15 protein-coding genes are annotated in these 15,262 nt (G+C 68.5%); 9 read left to right on the forward strand and 6 right to left on the reverse strand.

All coding sequences use genetic code 11. From position 1 onward, the window contains the following. Window positions 1-410: 410 nt before the first annotated feature. Together R6U01_RS01430 and prs are read right to left on the reverse strand one after the other, a co-directional pair. Window positions 411-641 carry a hypothetical protein gene (locus R6U01_RS01430; RefSeq protein WP_410284677.1) on the reverse strand — a complete coding sequence of 77 codons (231 nt, stop codon included), beginning with the start codon at window positions 639-641 and terminating at the stop codon, window positions 411-413. A gap of 301 nt (window positions 642-942) precedes the next feature. Further along, a complete protein-coding gene (gene prs / locus R6U01_RS01435; protein WP_410284678.1) occupies window positions 943-1,797 on the reverse strand; it encodes a ribose-phosphate diphosphokinase in 855 nt (284 codons plus the stop codon). Window positions 1,798-1,951: 154 nt separating this feature from the next. On the opposite strand from prs, the gene R6U01_RS01440 reads away from it, so the two are divergent. The 3 genes from R6U01_RS01440 (at window position 1,952) to R6U01_RS01450 (ending at window position 6,275) form a co-directional block, all read left to right on the forward strand. Further along, window positions 1,952-2,602: an HVO_0476 family zinc finger protein gene (locus R6U01_RS01440; protein WP_410284679.1), complete on the forward strand. Its 651-nt coding sequence runs from the start codon at window positions 1,952-1,954 to the stop codon at window positions 2,600-2,602. Between the two features lie 229 nt (window positions 2,603-2,831). Then, window positions 2,832-5,777, forward strand: a complete 2,946-nt coding sequence (locus R6U01_RS01445; protein ID WP_410284680.1) for a metallophosphoesterase family protein — start codon at window positions 2,832-2,834, stop codon at window positions 5,775-5,777. A 120-nt stretch (window positions 5,778-5,897) separates the two neighbouring features. Then, window positions 5,898-6,275 carry a YccF domain-containing protein gene (locus R6U01_RS01450; protein ID WP_410284681.1) on the forward strand — a complete coding sequence of 126 codons (378 nt, stop codon included), beginning with the start codon at window positions 5,898-5,900 and terminating at the stop codon, window positions 6,273-6,275. Between the two features lie 254 nt (window positions 6,276-6,529). On the opposite strand, the gene fer is transcribed toward R6U01_RS01450, so the two are convergent. Next, complete coding sequence (gene fer / locus R6U01_RS01455; protein ID WP_410284682.1) at window positions 6,530-6,919, reverse strand: ferredoxin Fer; 390 nt, start codon at window positions 6,917-6,919, stop codon at window positions 6,530-6,532. A 237-nt stretch (window positions 6,920-7,156) separates the two neighbouring features. Between fer and R6U01_RS01460 the strand changes: the two genes are divergently transcribed. The 3 genes from R6U01_RS01460 to R6U01_RS01470 all read left to right on the forward strand — a co-directional run bounded on the left by R6U01_RS01460 (window position 7,157) and on the right by R6U01_RS01470 (window position 9,245). Next, window positions 7,157-8,026: a CheF family chemotaxis protein gene (locus tag R6U01_RS01460; RefSeq protein ID WP_410284683.1), complete on the forward strand. Its 870-nt coding sequence runs from the start codon at window positions 7,157-7,159 to the stop codon at window positions 8,024-8,026. 52 nt (window positions 8,027-8,078) lie between these two features. Further along, window positions 8,079-8,255 carry a hypothetical protein gene (locus tag R6U01_RS01465; protein ID WP_410284684.1) on the forward strand — a complete coding sequence of 59 codons (177 nt, stop codon included), beginning with the start codon at window positions 8,079-8,081 and terminating at the stop codon, window positions 8,253-8,255. A gap of 90 nt (window positions 8,256-8,345) precedes the next feature. Then, the gene (locus R6U01_RS01470; protein WP_410284685.1) at window positions 8,346-9,245 is read left to right on the forward strand and encodes a hypothetical protein; all 900 of its coding nucleotides are present in this window, start codon (window positions 8,346-8,348) and stop codon (window positions 9,243-9,245) included. Between the two features lie 34 nt (window positions 9,246-9,279). Here R6U01_RS01470 and R6U01_RS01475 read toward each other — a convergent pair whose 3' ends face one another. From R6U01_RS01475 to psmA, 3 genes are read right to left on the reverse strand one after another with little or no spacing between them, the layout of a single operon-like run. Continuing rightward, the gene (locus tag R6U01_RS01475; protein WP_410284686.1) at window positions 9,280-9,822 is read right to left on the reverse strand and encodes a hypothetical protein; all 543 of its coding nucleotides are present in this window, start codon (window positions 9,820-9,822) and stop codon (window positions 9,280-9,282) included. Then, window positions 9,819-10,784: an MOSC domain-containing protein gene (locus R6U01_RS01480; protein WP_410284687.1), complete on the reverse strand. Its 966-nt coding sequence runs from the start codon at window positions 10,782-10,784 to the stop codon at window positions 9,819-9,821. Before R6U01_RS01480 ends, R6U01_RS01475 begins: the two co-directional genes overlap by 4 nt. A 53-nt stretch (window positions 10,785-10,837) precedes the next feature. Beyond that, window positions 10,838-11,644 (reverse strand): archaeal proteasome endopeptidase complex subunit alpha, encoded by an 807-nt coding sequence (gene psmA, locus R6U01_RS01485; protein WP_410284705.1) that lies wholly within the window; start codon window positions 11,642-11,644, stop codon window positions 10,838-10,840. A gap of 238 nt (window positions 11,645-11,882) precedes the next feature. Between psmA and R6U01_RS01490 the strand changes: the two genes are divergently transcribed. From R6U01_RS01490 to R6U01_RS01500, 3 genes are read left to right on the forward strand one after another with little or no spacing between them, the layout of a single operon-like run. Further along, window positions 11,883-13,286 (forward strand): hypothetical protein, encoded by a 1,404-nt coding sequence (locus tag R6U01_RS01490; RefSeq protein WP_410284688.1) that lies wholly within the window; start codon window positions 11,883-11,885, stop codon window positions 13,284-13,286. After that, window positions 13,279-14,073 (forward strand): ABC transporter ATP-binding protein, encoded by a 795-nt coding sequence (locus R6U01_RS01495; RefSeq protein ID WP_410284689.1) that lies wholly within the window; start codon window positions 13,279-13,281, stop codon window positions 14,071-14,073. Before R6U01_RS01490 ends, R6U01_RS01495 begins: the two co-directional genes overlap by 8 nt. Further along, entirely contained in the window at window positions 14,070-15,245 is a 1,176-nt protein-coding gene (locus tag R6U01_RS01500; RefSeq protein ID WP_410284690.1) for an ABC transporter permease, read from the forward strand. Before R6U01_RS01495 ends, R6U01_RS01500 begins: the two co-directional genes overlap by 4 nt. The last annotated feature ends 17 nt before the right edge of the window (window positions 15,246-15,262 follow it).

Below are 15,262 nucleotides of genomic sequence, written 5' to 3' on the forward strand. Positions count from 1 at the left end.
GTGTCTTCTGCTTGGAATCGGGGAATCCCGATATTGTCCGATTAGGTGGGCGGGCAGGCCGCCTCGGCTAGCTATCCGTATGAATTATACGTCCTTAAAAACATCCCCCAGAAACATCAAATCTCTCATGGCACCGTTGTCGGATTCATCCCCGCGCTGAAGCGCGAGGCTTTCTCCTCGATTCCCCGTAATACCGTGCGAGATACAGAACGCGTGGTCCGTATTGGAACTAGGTTATACTCTCCGAATAAATCTCGAAACAGGCAGTAGAATGTACCTGCGTATTGACCGACGCGAATCCTACCAGTTTCAGGCGATATTTCGATCGCCGTGCAAGATGCAGGGCGCGTATCTTGCACAGAAGTTCTTCAGAAAACTGGTTCGCAGATGACCGAGAGGGATTGAGTCGGTTAATACATCCGCTGAGAATTTTCACGGAGCGTCTGATCTTCTATATGGTGAACGGTGTTCGGTGAGAAGAGGTAGCCGTCTTCCGTTTTAACCCAGCCATTGAGGTAGACCCGTGTCTCTCCTTCGTAAATCACATCCATTTCTTCGGGCCCGCTATAGACGACAGCGTATTCGTAGTATTGACTCAGCAGTTTCCACACCGTGGAACGGATTAATTCTACCAAGTCCATAGTGTCCACAAGAGAAAGAAAAATAAATTGGTTACTGTAATAGCGGCGTTCCTTTATCAGCCAGTTCAGTCAGAAAGCGGCGAAACGAACGACGACGAGATGCTGAATGCATCCTCTATATCTTGCACGAGTGTCTTACCAGCCGGTAGATAGTTCGGTGTAGATCGCGTTGCATCGCTCCCCTATGTTGACCGCTCCGCTTCGATCGAGTTAGGGTATATTTCCGTGCGGATACGCGCGCTGTCCGCAGTACGGATACTGAAACCGATCACTATCGGGAGTGTAACAGAGCCGAGAAGACCTATTCGAGCGCGTCGGCGAGGGCGGGCGCGACGCTGACGACGCTACAGCCGCGCTCGAGGGTGTCGGTGCCGACGATGCGACCGACGCCGGCGCCGCGGAGCTTCGTCACGGCGTTGGCCGCGAGCATGGGATGCACGCAGGCCGCGAGCACCCGCGCCGCGCCGCGGTCGGTCAACACGGCGACCGACTCGCTCATCGTCGACCCGGTGGCGACGATATCGTCGACGACGACCACGTCCCGACCCGACACGGGAGCGTCCGACGGCGACACCGCGACGGCACCCGTCTCGCGGTCGCGGCGCTTCTCGAAGTAGTCCGTCTCGCCCGCGCCGTAGGCGTCCCGAACCGTCTCGGCGATGCCGATCGCCCCCTCGTCCGGCGCGAGGAATAGCGGCTCCGCGAGATCGCTCGGCAGCGGCTCGGCGAGGACGCTCGCGGCGTCGACCGTCTCGACGGGCACGTCGTAGAAGTCGGCGACGTCCGCCTCGTGGGGGTTGACGAGGACGACGCGGTCGGTGCCGGTGGAGACCGCCCGCGCCATCGCCCGCGCCGACACCGGCTCGCCGTCGCCGAACGACTCGTCCTGTCGGGCGTACCCCATGTACGGGATGACGGTGGTCACGCGCTCCGCGCCGACCTCGCGGACGGCGTCCTGGAGCTGGAGCAGTTCGACCCACGCCTCGTCGGAATCGGTCGCCGCGACGATCGTCGCCTCGTCGCCGGCGAAGTCGGGGACCGCCGCGAGCGCCTCTCCATCGGGGAACCGGTCGTATGTCGGCGTCGCGAGCGACCGGCCCGTCTCCTCGGCGAGCGCGGCCGCGAGCAGCTGTGAACTGGATCCGGGTACGATCATGGGCGACCGTTTCCCAGACACCGATAAACCAGTTTCCTTACTCCGGCGGCGACCGGCCCCCGTCGACATCGGGGCGGGCGACCCCCACGCGAGCGTGTGACGCACCGCGGCCACAGGGGCGGATATTTACGCGAGCGGCGGATACGACGCCGTAATGACCGAAACAGGAGACCGAGTCGGTCTCGCCTGCCCGTCGTGTTCGCCGGGCGAGGAGACCGTCCACGAAGTGTTGCGCCCCGGCGGACAGGCGACCGTCCGCTGTACCGACTGCGACCACACGTACAAGACCGAGATTCCGGAGGAGGACACCGTCGAACTGAAGATCGTCGTCTCGCAGGACGGCGAGTCGTTCACCACCCGGATGGACGTGCCCGCGGACACCTATGTCGCGACGGGCGAGGAGTTCGTCGTCGACACCCCCGACGCGCTGATGCAGGTCCGGGTGACCGGGATCGAAGTCGGCCCGGAACGGCGCGTCGAGGAGGCCGACATCGAGACCGTCGAGACGCTGTGGACCCGCGCGGTCGACAACGTCACCGTCCCGGTGACGCTGCACCCGAAGGACGGGAACGCCGACGAGACGCGCTCGGTCCGGGTGAACGTTCCCGGCGATTACGAGTTCACCGTCGGCGAGACCGTCGAGTTCGGGGACGAGGAGTTCGTCGTCGAGGGCGTCCAGATCCGCGAGGACGCCCCCGAGTACCGCCACGAGAAGCTGGACCACGACGGCGACTTCGCGTACGCCAAGGACTGCAAGCGGGTGTACGGCCGCGACGAGAGCCTGACGGCGTGGTCCGCCTGGTAGGCGACGTCGCGAATCGAAGGGCGAGGAGTCGTTCGGCCCTTCCTCTCCCCCCTCGCTGACCTGCGACTGCGTTTCTCATCACGCGTCGTGACTGTCCCGAACGGCTGAATTCATTTTATCACCTTACCTTTTGAACAGGTTCGCCGTATTCGACGAGCCGCGGAACCCGACCGCAGAACGTGGGCTTCGACGGGGCCGTTGAACGCCAACTGGTGGGCACGCACACGACATGACGAACGAAGAAAACCACGGCGAAAACCAGCGGGGACCCGGAATCGACATTACTCGTCGTAGTTACGTCGCGTTGGCCGCGACGCTCGGCGGGCTCGGAAGCGCGACCGGTGTGGAGGCGGCAGCAACGGTCATCGAGGACTTCGAACGGTACGACGGGACGACGACGCTCGACGACGTCTACTCGTCCAGCATCCGAGCGTTCGACGTCGCCACCGACACCGTCTTCGAGGGTAACCAGTCGCTGTACTCGGCGAACAGTTCCGGGCTGTTCATCAACTCGACGAGCGGGTTGGACACCTACCCCTCGATCGGCGACACGGTCGAGTGGTACACGTGGTCGAGGGCGGACGCGGGCGATCGGCTTCACTTCCTCCCCCAGAGCGAGACGGACCGGGACAACCACTACTCGATCGATCACTCGCTTCGCGACGACCGGATGCGACTCGGACTCTACGTCGACGGTACCTCGGAGTACTTCGCCGTGGACACGGAGTTCACGACGACGCGAGACGAGCGGTGGCTGCGCCACCGCCTGGAGACCGAGGACACGGGCACGGCCCACGCGTTCACCTACGAGATCTACGAGCACAACCCCTCCGGCGAGGACGCGCTTCTCAATTCGATCTCCGGCACCGACGCCGAGGCGTCGATCTCGGACGGACGGGAGTTTGCCACGGGCGGGATCGGCTGGCTCGTCTACGGGAGGTCCGGGACCGAACGGTGGTTCGACGGGCTGAGGAAAGTGGACGACGGCGACGGCGGTGGGGGCGGAGAGGGGAGTCTCTCGGTCACGACCGACGACGCCACCGCCGTCGACGAGACGACGGCCACGTTGAACGGAGCCCTCGACGACCTCGGCGGGGCCGACAGCGCGGACGTCTCCTTCGAGTGGGGACCGAGCGGCGACCGCTCGAACGCGACGACGCCGCAGACGCTGTCCGCGACCGGTAGTTTCAGCGAGGAGCTCACCGGGCTCGAGAGCGGCACGGACTACGAGTTCCGCGCGGTCGCCGAGGCCGGCGACGGCGACACCGACGTCGGCGGCGTCGCGACGTTCACCACCGGAAGCGGCGGCGGGACGTCCGACCTCGTCTCCCCGTACTACAACCTCGCCGCCGATCCGACGAGCCAATCGCTGATCTACTGGATCGACGAGCGCGACGGCGCGGACGGCGGCGAGCAGACGTTCGCGTACGGGACCGATCCGAGCGACCCATCCCGGCAGGAGACGGTGACCGGGACGGCCGTTCCCGAGAAGAACGGGATCTATCGGTACGCCGTCGACCTCACGGGGTTGAGCGACGGCACGACCTACCACGGTGAGATCCGCGAAGGCGGGACGACGCTCAAGTCGGTCGAGTGGCGGACGCTGCCCGCCGCGCTGCCCGACGTCGGGCTCGACATCGCGCTCTACTCCGACATCCACATCGACAACGGCGACGGGATGAGCGACCCCTCCGACGTGGTCCCTGTCCGCGAGGAGGATCCGGACCTGATCCTCTTCGGCGGGGACTACATCACGTGGGGCGACGGATCGACGAACAACCGGTCCGACGAGGAAGTCGTCGACTGGTGGCTGGACCTGTTCAGGGAGTGGTACGGGACGCTCGACGAGAACCGGCTCCATCCCGTCCTCCCGATCCCCGGCAACCACGAGGTCGGCAACCACAGCTGGGACGGGACGGGGAGCGTGAACCCCGGACAGGGCGTCTTCCAGTTCTTCTACGGGAACCCGAGGTCCCTCGACCCGGCCGGCGAGAACTACGGCCAGGTGACGGTCGGCGACTACCTGCAGCTGCTCGCGCTGGACACGCACTCGGCGTACCCCGCGGACGTGGGCGCCTGGCTGAGTGGTGCGATAGACCAGAGCGTGCGCTGTACGATCCCGTTCCACCACAGCCCGCTGCTGACGGGCGGGAACCGGCGCGTCCCCGAGGACGATGACTTACAGCGGCTGCTCCGCGACGAGTGGCTGCGAACGCTGTGGGAGGACGACTCGGTCCTGTGTCACTTTGCCGGGCACATCCACCTCCGCGAGTACACGGTACCCTACACGGTCGTCGAGACGGAGCCCGCCTCGGGCGACTACATTCCGCTCGACGGCGGGGCGGACGGATACCTGGTGGAAGACACGGACGGGGTCGACGGCGTCATGCAGTTCGGCACGGGATACCGCGGGAACCGCTCGCACGACGACGAGTGGTTCACCGACTACATCGCCGAGCAGAACCAGTTCTACTCGCTGACGCTGACAAGTTCTCAGCTCACCGTCCGGGAGCTGGACCCGGCCGGCAACGTCTACCAAGCGCACACGTTCAGCACCGAAGCCAGTGACCAGGAGACGAGCGTGTCGGTTACCACCGCCGAGGCGGTCGACGTCGACGAAACGAGCGCGACGCTGAACGGCGTCCTGGACGACCTGGGCGGAGCCGACAGCGCGGACGTCTCCTTCGAGTATCGCGAAGGGGGCGCCAGTAGCTGGTCGGCGACCGGTATCCAGACGCTGTCCGCGACCGGGTCGTTCAGCGAGAGCGTGAACGGCCTCGAAAGCGGTACGGACTACGAGTTCCGCGCGGTCGCGGAGGCCAGCGACGGCGACACCGACACCGGCGATACCCTGACGTTCACGACCGACGCCGGCCAAACCGTTCCCGAGATCGACCGGTTCGAACTCACAGATATCGGCAACCCGACGTGGGCGTGGGTCGAAATCGACTGGGCGGTCTCCGACGCGGGCGGCGACCTCGACACGGTCGAAACGGTGTTCGCACGCGACGGCAGTCAGAAGGGGTCCGAGACCGCCTCCGTCAGCGGGTCGACCGCGTCGGGGCGCCACCGACACCGAGAGCGCGACGGGCAGGGCCAGACGTACGATGTCACGCTCACCGTCACGGACGCGAACGGCGACAGCACGTCGGAGACGAAACGGATCGAGCTCTGAGCGTATCGTTTCCCCGGTGGCGGTCGCGGACCCCGCGGTTCGCAGTGTCTCCGTCCGAGCGATTCGGGGGCCGCCGCGTTCGACGATACGGATTTACCGCCTGGGAATCTATCTTGACCCATGGCACAACGGTCCCTCCTGGTTCGCGCGCTGTGGTTCGTGTTCGTCGGCTGGTGGGTGACGCCGATCGTCGTCAACACCGCGTGGCTGCTCAACGTCACGGTCGTCCTGCTTCCGATCGGTATCAAGCTGATCAACCTCGTGCCGACGGTGCTCACCCTCGCGGAGCCGCGGTCGCTCTCGGAGTCCGAGTCGGGACGGGGGCAGCACTCGCTCGCCGTCCGGGCGATCTACTTCGTCCTCGTCGGCTGGTGGCTGAGCCTGCTGTGGGCGAACGTGGCGTCGTTCCTGGCGGTCACGATCGTGGGACTGCCGGTCGCGATCTGGATGCTCAACCGGCTGCCGTACGTCACGTCGCTGTACCGGTTTCACGGGTGATCCCGGCGGTCACCGCCCGGTCGGCGGTGTCCGAGGGCGTCCGCGCCGTATCGCTCGCGCTCGTGGGTCGAACTCGCAAGCGTCCGGGCGGCGTTGCTAACTCGACCGCCGAGACATCGACGGGAGTACGCTGCGAGACGATCCGGTTCGACGTTTCTCTAAACCAAGGGGTAAACGGAGAAAGAGCGCTGTAGACGTCTGTAACGCGATAGAAATCGCGTTATCGGACCATGGTTAGCCCATGGTGCCGTGTCTTAGATGACGCGGTTCTGCAGGTAGTCGAGGTGCTTCGCGTTGTAGACGATCTTGACCTCGTCGGCCGTCGGGCTCCCGATGCAGGTGAGACGGACGTTCTTGTCTTCGACTTCCTCGTCGGAGAGGATCTGCTGCATGTCCATCTCGATGTCGCCCTCTTTCACGATGGCGGCGCAGTTGGCGCAGGCACCGGCGCGGCACGAGAAGGGCCAGTCGTAGCCCTGAGCCTCGGCGGACTCGAGGATGTACTCGCCCTGGTTCACGTCGAGGCTACCGTAGTCCTCGGCGTCGAGGTCGGCCTCGGCGGCCTCCTCGAAGAGGTTGTCGTCGTCCATCGACCAGCCGTGGTCGTCGAGCACTTCGTAGTTGAGGTATTCTACTGTGGGCATCACCAGAAGATTTGGTGCCCACCTCATTAGGCTTTGCTGTTCCCCGCCTCTCGGCGACGAAACGAGCGGCCCGATCGCGCCACACGAACGACCGAATCACGCCACGGGAACGACCGAATCACGCCACACGAGCACCGAACACGTTCGCTCGTGCGCCGCCGCGGGCCTGACAAATGGTTATCACGACTGATACCCCGTGGGTAACAGTAAATAGCGGACGACGTGTACACTGGTTCGATGGAAGAGTCCATCGTCGCCGACTTCGTCGGTCGCGTTCACGCCACGGATCTCACGAGCGACGAGCCGGTGACGGGACGGGTGCTCCTGAGCCAGCGTCGACTGGTGCTCGCGACGGACGACGGCACGGCGACCGTCCCGCTGGCCGGGGTGTTCGACGTGGTCGTCGGGACGGTCCCGGGGGACCTCCGCTCGTTTTTTAGCGACAGCGTGACCGTCGCGTACGAGCGGGGGGACGAGCGACGCACGGCCCTCGTGGAGGGAGAGCCGGACGACATGGACAGGTTCGTCCGGTTGCTGTTCAAGGCGCTCCTCGGCAGCGTGACGGTCACCGTTCGACATCCCGCGAAGGTCGGCGGTCGCGTCACGGACGCGTCGGACCACGCGGCGTCGGTCAGGCTGTCCGCCGGGGCGATTCGATTCGTCGACTGTCCCGACCCGTTCGAGGTCGACCTCTCCGCCGTTATCGACTACGAGCGAACCGAACGGACGCTGGCGGGGACACGGCGCCCCGCGCTCGTGTTCCGTCACGTCGTCGACTCGCGGACCGTCACCTCGATCACGACCGTCTCGAGCGAGCGCACGCTGAACGTGCTCGGGCGGTACCTCAAGCTGGAGTACGACGAAGTCCTCGAGGAGCTCCAGTCCTTCGATCCGACCGAGGAGCAGATCGAGATCCTCGTGTCGATCTACTCGACCGGCGGCGAGGCGAACATCGCCGACGTGGTCACGGGCGACGTCACGCAGACGTCGATGGTCCTCGACACGCTCCGCGACGAGGAGCTCGTCGTCGACGGCGAGTCGGGCGCGACGCTCACGCGGAGGGGACAGATGATCGTTACCTCGTACCTCGAGTCGGTCAACGCCTGACCGGGGCGCCGCCCGCCCGAACGACTATGCGCCGGCGGCGCCTAAGATCGTCATGGGATTCAAGACCGACCTCAGCAACGGGATCATCTCGCTCGTCATCAGCCTCGCCGTGACCGCGGCGGCCGCGCGCTCCGAGACCGACGACGACTGGTCGACGGGCGAACTGCTGGCCGCGGTCGGGATCGCCTCGTTCCTCTCGGGGTACCTGACCAGCTACTTCGCGAAGTAAGGCGGGCGTGGCGGGTCTGCCGTCGACGAACCGCTCGGGCGGGGACCGGACGGGGGAAGTTTCATGCTGATGCGGACGAAGGTAGTTCACATGCCAGACGACCGTCACGGGCGTTCGACCCGGCTTGACGCCGTGGCCCGCGAACGGGGGCTGGACGCGTCGGCGGGCGACCGTCGACACGCCTCGGTGCCCGACAACGAGGGACCGCGAGTGTCACGGGTGCCCGAGCCGCACGTCCACGACACCTTCTCCGTGGACGGGATCGACACGAAGCGACGCGAGGGGCTCTTGGAGGCCGTCCTCCACGACACCGACGGCGTCAGCGCCGCCTCGGCGACGGAGCGGAACGGGACGGTGGGGATCCACCACGACCCCGACGTCTCCCGCGAGGAACTCAAGGAGAGGTTGGAGTCCTGCGGACTCGTGGTCGCGCCGGGCGACGCGGCGTTCGAAGTTCGGCGCGCCGCGCAGTTCGCCTCCGCCCGCGTCGCCGTCGCCGTCCTCTTCGGGCTGATGGTGGCGACGCCCTACATCGCCGTTCTCTACCCCACCCGGATCGAGTGGCTGTTCTACGACCCGATTACGGTCCAGTACCTCCAGTCGATCCTCGACTCGCGGGTGGCGACGCACTTCTTCGTCAACCTGGGGGCGCTCTCGGGAGTCGCCTTCCTCGTCGCCTGCGGCCCCCTGATCAAGCGGTCCCTCGCGGCCGCGGCTGCCGGGCGAGTCACGAGCGAGAGCGTGTTCGTCGGGAGCGTCGTCGCCCTCTTTGGGTACAGCACGCTCGCCGCGTTCACGGCCTTCGAGGGCGCCGTTCACTACGACCTCGTCGCGTACGCGGTCGTCGTCGTCACGCTCTGGAACCACTTCGGCGTCGGCGAGACGACGCCCGACACCGCGAGCGTCGAGGAGCCGACCCGCGACGGGAGCGACGCGCCGGCCGAGGCGGCGGACGACGAGCCGGTCGCGATGACCGACGGCGGGCGCTGAATCCGGCTCTCACGTCGCCGTCCCGTGTTCTGACTCACCCGACGACCGAGAGCCACCGCTCCGCGAACCACGGGAAACACAGCGAGAGCAGCGCCGCGGCGCCGACCGCCCACGCGAGCCCGGCGGCGACACCGACCCCACCGCTCGCCGGAGCGATACCCGTGACCGCCTGCTCCACCCGGAGGCCGCCGAAGATCGCCAGCGCCAGTCCGCCGTTGAAGTAGGGGACCCGCGCGAGCAACAGCGACGGCGAGAGGGTCACCCACCCGGGGATCGGCGTCGCGAGCGGGCGGACGAAGCCGCCTCGGACGAGCGTTCCGACGATCACCGCGGTGAGCCAGGCGACGAGCCCCGTCGCCTTCGCGTCGAACCACCCGGTGGCCGGGTACTCCATCACGAACAGTAACACGGGCAGCGAGAACACCGAGATCTCCGCGAACAGCCGCGTGGTGTCGTGGAGGAAGACGCCGAAGCGGCTCTTCTCGGCACGGGTCAGCTGACCGTACCCGTACCAGATCCGTCGCTCCGTCGACTGAGCAGCCGAGCTCTCCCGACCAGGCGTCCCCCGTCGAGTCATCGCTCCTCCCTCGTCGTGGCCGCGGCGGTCCCGTCCTCGCCGGCGACCTCGACGGTCCCGTCCTCCTCGGCGATCTCGACGGTCCCGTCCTCCTCGGCGATCTCGACGACCCCCTCAATCGTCACCCGGTCGCCGACGGCGAGGGTCGACCCCCACTGCGCCTCGGGGACGACGGTGTTCACCATCAGCCGGAAGTCGTGGTCGAAGCGGTCGCTCTCGGTCCAGGTCGGAAGGGTCGCGCGACGGTTCCTCAGAAAGATCTCGCGGAATCCCTCGATCTCGTCGCCCGTGTCCGGGTCCCGCGACGGGACGACGCAGCGCTGACAGGGGTTGACGCCGAGCAACTCGGCGTCGCCGACGGTGACCCGGACGGCCTCGCCGCGGTCGGCGAACAGCCTGTCCTCCCAGAACGCGGGGCAGTCGTCGAGGACCACGTTCGGACGGAGCCGCCGGCGCATCTCCGTCGCGTCCGCCACTGCGTCGAACCAGCCGGCGACGGTCTCTAGGGTCGCGCGTGAAACTACCGTCGGACCGGGGGCGGCTCGGTCGTCCGGGAGCCCGCCGTCGGGCTCGCGGACCAGGTCGACGGCGTAGCCGAGGTACTCGCCGACCCACGCCTCGACCGCGTCGCCCTCCTCGGGGAGCGCGAAGCGCCGCTCGTCCGCCGCGGCGTCCGTTTCCGGACGGGCCGGTCGCGAGAGGGTCACCGCGGTCGGCGTCGCGTCGGTCGGAGCGACCAGCTCGTAGCTCGCGCGGAGGCCGTGGACCGCGGGCTCGCGCTTCCCGTTAACGTAGCCGCCGCCCTCGCCGACGGAGGCCTCGTGCGGGTCGACGCCGGCCTCGACGAGCGCGTAGGTGCGGTCTCCGCGGAGCGCGCCCGCCGGGCCGATCTCGGCGCGATCGAGGGCCACGCCGTCGTTCGACTTCAGCGGATAGGCGACGAGGTCGGCGATGCGTGCCATGCCTCGCGTTCGACGCCGCGGGAGAAAAGCGATCGGGCGACGGGCCGGCGGGGTTACTCGTCGTCGGCGTCGTCTGACTCGTCGGCGTCGCCGTCGTCACCGCTCGACTCGTCATCGCCGGCCTCGGACTCGTCGTCCTCGGTAGCCAGTCCGACCGACTCGAACGCCGAGGCGACCTCGTCGGTGGGGACGGTCTGGTATCCGTCGGCCTCGGTGATCGTCGCGACCGCGACGTCGGCGGGCTCGAACTCGTCTTCGTGCGCCGCGAGCGCGGAGAGGCCGAGTTCGATGCCGGCGCTCAACGAGAGGTCGTCCGACCACTCCTCTTCGAGGTGGCCCTGGATGTCCTGCCTACCGCCGCCGATGACGGTCGCCTTCCACTCGTTCGGCGTGCCGGAGGGGTCGGCGGCGAACAGGCGCGGCTCGCCGTTCTCGATGCCGCCGATGAGGAGCGCAGCGCCGTACGGTCGGGTGCCGCCGCGCTGGGTGTTCTCTTGGATGTGGTCGGTGAGGAACTTCGTCAGCGTCTCGACGCCGACGGGCTCGCCGTAGCGCAGGCGGTTCCCCTGCGACTGCCGGCGCGCCAGGTCGATCAGCTGGCGGGCGTCGGCGACGTGACCCGCGCTCGCGGTGCCGAGGTGGTCGTCGAGCTTGTGGAGCTTCTCGATGCTCTCGACCTCCATCAGCGTCGAGGAGGCGCGGGACATCGCGACGAACACGACGCCGTCCGCCGTGCGGATCCCCACGCTCGGCGCGCCGCGCGAGACCGCTTCGCGCGCGTACTCGACCTGATAGATGCGGCCGTCGGGCGAGAACAGCGACGTGCCGCGGTCGTACGCCTGCTGGTCGTTGTTGCCCATCATCGTCGGTCACCCGCTCTCGCGGTGTCGCCTTGGCTCATTACCCGTTCTTACGCCGGACGGTTGAAAAAGCATCCGTAACCGGTACGTCCCGGCGACGACCCGGCCGTTTTAGCCGCGCCGTGCGGGCGTCGGCTCGCACCGCGTCGTCTTCCGACCGCGCGTCCGTTTTCGGCCGCGCGTGCCGTTCGCGATCCGGGCCTACGACGGATATATCCCGATCGGTCCCGTAACAGGCTTGACATTGATTTCCACACGAACGACAGCCGCGTTGGTGGCCCTCCTCTCGGTGTTGGCGGCCGTCGGCGGGGCCGCGGCGGTACCCGACGCGCGGATCGCGATCGACGAGATCGAGCCGAGTTCGACCGCTCCCGCGGTGGGCGAGCGCACGGCGCTGAACGTCAGCGTCTCGAACTCCGGCGGGAGCCCCGACGCCGCCGACGTGACCAGCGTCAGGGTCCTCGACGCGGACGGCGACGCCGACCCGCTGGACGAGGCGACCGCCGTGGGCGCGCTCTCGCCCGGCGACTCTCTCGACCTGACGCTGTGGACGCGGTTCGACGAGCCCGGCGAGCGCCGCCTCACCGTCGAAGTGGTCGCAGAGGAGGAGGCGACCGACGGCGAGGAGGACGCGGAGACCGTCACGGTGACGCGCGACGTCGTCGTCGACGTCCAGCCGGCCGAGGTGGCGCTCGACCTCCGCACGCGTGGGCTCGCCCCGGAAGACCTCCGGAGCGACGAGGAGAGCGAGAACGCCGGCGGCATCGACCTCGGGGGGATCGAGGGGGTCTTCGGCGGCGGTGGCGGCGGGCTCGACACCGGCGACGACGCCGAGGAGGCCGTGCGGTCGGCCGACGCCCCGGTGGCGGTGACCGTGGTCAACACCGGGACCACGACCGCCGACCGCGTGAGCCTGACCGCGGTCGGCGAGCCGGTCGCGGGCGGCGAGGGCGCGGACGGGACCGACGGCGAGAGCGCGACCGGCGACGCCGAGTTCGAGGCCGGCCCGTACGTCGTCGAGGACGTCGCGCCCGGCGAGGAGCGGCGGGTCATCGTCGACCTCGGGCCGCTCGATCGACGCTCGGAGGTAACGTTCACGGCGGCGTTCCGGTCGGGCCTCGACGCGCAGGCGGGAGCCGGCGCGGAGCGCACCGCGACGTCGACGCTCCGGTATCCCGCGAACGACGCGGCGCCGACCGTCACGGACGCGGCGGTCGAGACGACCGAGGACGGGGACGTCCTCGTCGACGCCAACCTCGGTAATTCGGGGAGCGGCGAGATGGAGGGCGTCGTCGTCTCCGTTGGGGACGAGCCCGGCGTCGCACCGACCGCGGCCGGCGGGGAGTACTTCGTCGGCGCGGTCGGCGAGGGGGACTTCGTCGCCTTCGACCTGCGCACCAGCGTGAACGCGTCCGTCGCCGAGGAGGTCCCGATCCGGATCGCCTACACCGAGCGCGGCGTGCGGTACGTCGAGACCGACACGGTGGCGCTCCCCGACGCGAGCGGGGGTGACGACGGGAGAACCAACGCGATCGGGACGCTCGGCGCGTTCGGCACGCTCGGCACGCTCGGAGCGGTGGGGATCGTCGGCGCCGCCGGGCTCGCCGTCGTGGGGGTCGCGGCGCGTCGCCGCGATGTATAGCATCGAGCTGCGGGGCGTGACCAAGCGCTATCCCGGCGGGGGCGCGGAGCCCGTGGTCGCGCTCGACGACGTCGACTTCGCGGTGAGGCCGGGCGAGTTCGTCGCGGTCGTCGGGCCGAGCGGCTCCGGGAAGTCGACGCTCCTGAACGTGCTCGGGCTGCTCGACGACCCGACCGCGGGCGAGCGAATCCTCGACGGGACGGACGTGACCGACCTCTCGGTGGCCGAGCGCACGGCGGCGCGGAAGGAGTCGATCGGGTTCGTCTTCCAGGACTTCCACCTCCTGCCGACGCTGACGGCGGTCGAGAACGTCGCGCTGCCGACCGCGTTCGACCCCGGCGACGCGAGCGACCGCGCCGCCGACCTGCTCACCCGGTTCGGGCTCGGCGACCGACTGGACCACGAGCCCGCTGAGCTGTCCGGCGGGCAGAAACAGCGGGTCGCCATCGCCCGTTCGCTCATCAACGAGCCGGCGGTGCTCCTCGCCGACGAGCCGACTGGCAACCTCGACACGGAGACGGGCGAGTCGATCCTCGCCGAGTTCGAGCGGGTGAAAGAGGAGGGGGTCGCGGTCGTGGCGGTGACGCACGACCCGCTCGTCGAGGGGTACGCGGACCGGGTCGTCGAACTCACCGACGGCGTGCTCGTCGGGGGCGTTCCGGACGAAGACGGTGCGGACGGGGACGATCCGAGAGGAGAGGATCTCGACGGGGACGATCCGGACCGTGACGAATCCGGCTCCGAAACGCCTCGCGGCACCGAGGCGTGGACCGCGGGGGACCGATGAGCCGGACCGATCGGTCGACGCGGACGGGGCTCGGCGGGTGGCTTCGCGGGTGGCGCCCGGCGATCTCGATGGCCGCGCGGAACCTGCGCCGGAACCGGGTGCGGACCGCGCTCGCCGTACTCGGGGTGTGCATCGGCGTGCTCGCGGTCGCGGCGCTCGGCATCTTCGGCAACGTGCTGGCGCTCGGCGCCCAAGACGCCATCGGCGACATCGGAACGCAGGTCGTGGTCACGCCGAACGCCGACGCCGGCGTCGAGTCGCTCTCCGACGCGGACGTGGCGGACATCCGGCGCGCCGTCGGCGAGCCGGCGGTCGTCCCGCTGTACTCGGACAACGCGGTCGTCTCCGGGCAGAGCACCCAGCAGTTCGCGACCGTCTACGGCGTCGAGGAGCCGGCGCTCGCGTTCGAGGCCGCTGAGGGGCGGCTCCCCGAGCGCCACCGACAGGGAGCGATCGTCGGCGCGGAGGTCGCGGAGGACCTCGACGTCGGCGCCGGCGACACCATCGGTATCGCCGGGACGCAGGTCCGGGTCGTCGCGGTGCTCGTCGAGAGCGAGACGTTCAGCCCGGTGGCGCCGGACGACGCCGTCTTCCTCCCCGAGTCAGCGTTCTCGGCCGACGGGTACGGGCAGGTCCTCGTCGTCGCCGAGTCGGGCGAGGCCGCGCGGGTCGCGGCCGACGACATCCGCGAGGAGGTGAACGCCCGCGAGGAGCGCGTCGACCTGTTCGAGCTCGCCGCCATCGTCGACGAGGTCAACGAGTTCTTCGGGCTGCTCAGCACGTTCCTCCTCGGCCTCGGCGCCATCTCGCTCGTCGTCGCCGGCGTCTCGATCCTCAACGTGATGCTGATGAGCACCGTCGAGCGGCGGCAGGAGATCGGCGTGATGCGCGCGGTCGGCGTGACCCGGCGGGACGTGTTGCGCGTGCTCCTCGCGGAGGCCGGTCTCATCGGCGCGGCCGGCGCCGCCGCGGGGACTCTCCTCACCGTCCTGCTCGTCGCCGGGCTCGTCGTCTCGACGCCCGAGGTCGACGCCGCGCTCGCGCTGGATCCGACGAACGGCTACTACCTCCTGCTCGCGCTCGGCTTCGGCGTCGGCGTCGGCCTCGTCAGCGGCGCGTACCCGGCCTGGAAGGCGGCGAACGAGCGCCCCGTGGAGGCGCTACGGAGCTGAGCAGCGCCGAACTCCCG

Origin of the sequence: Halorubrum sp. (assembly GCF_046498025.1) — an archaeon.
Classification (GTDB): Archaea; Halobacteriota; Halobacteria; order Halobacteriales; family Haloferacaceae; genus Halorubrum.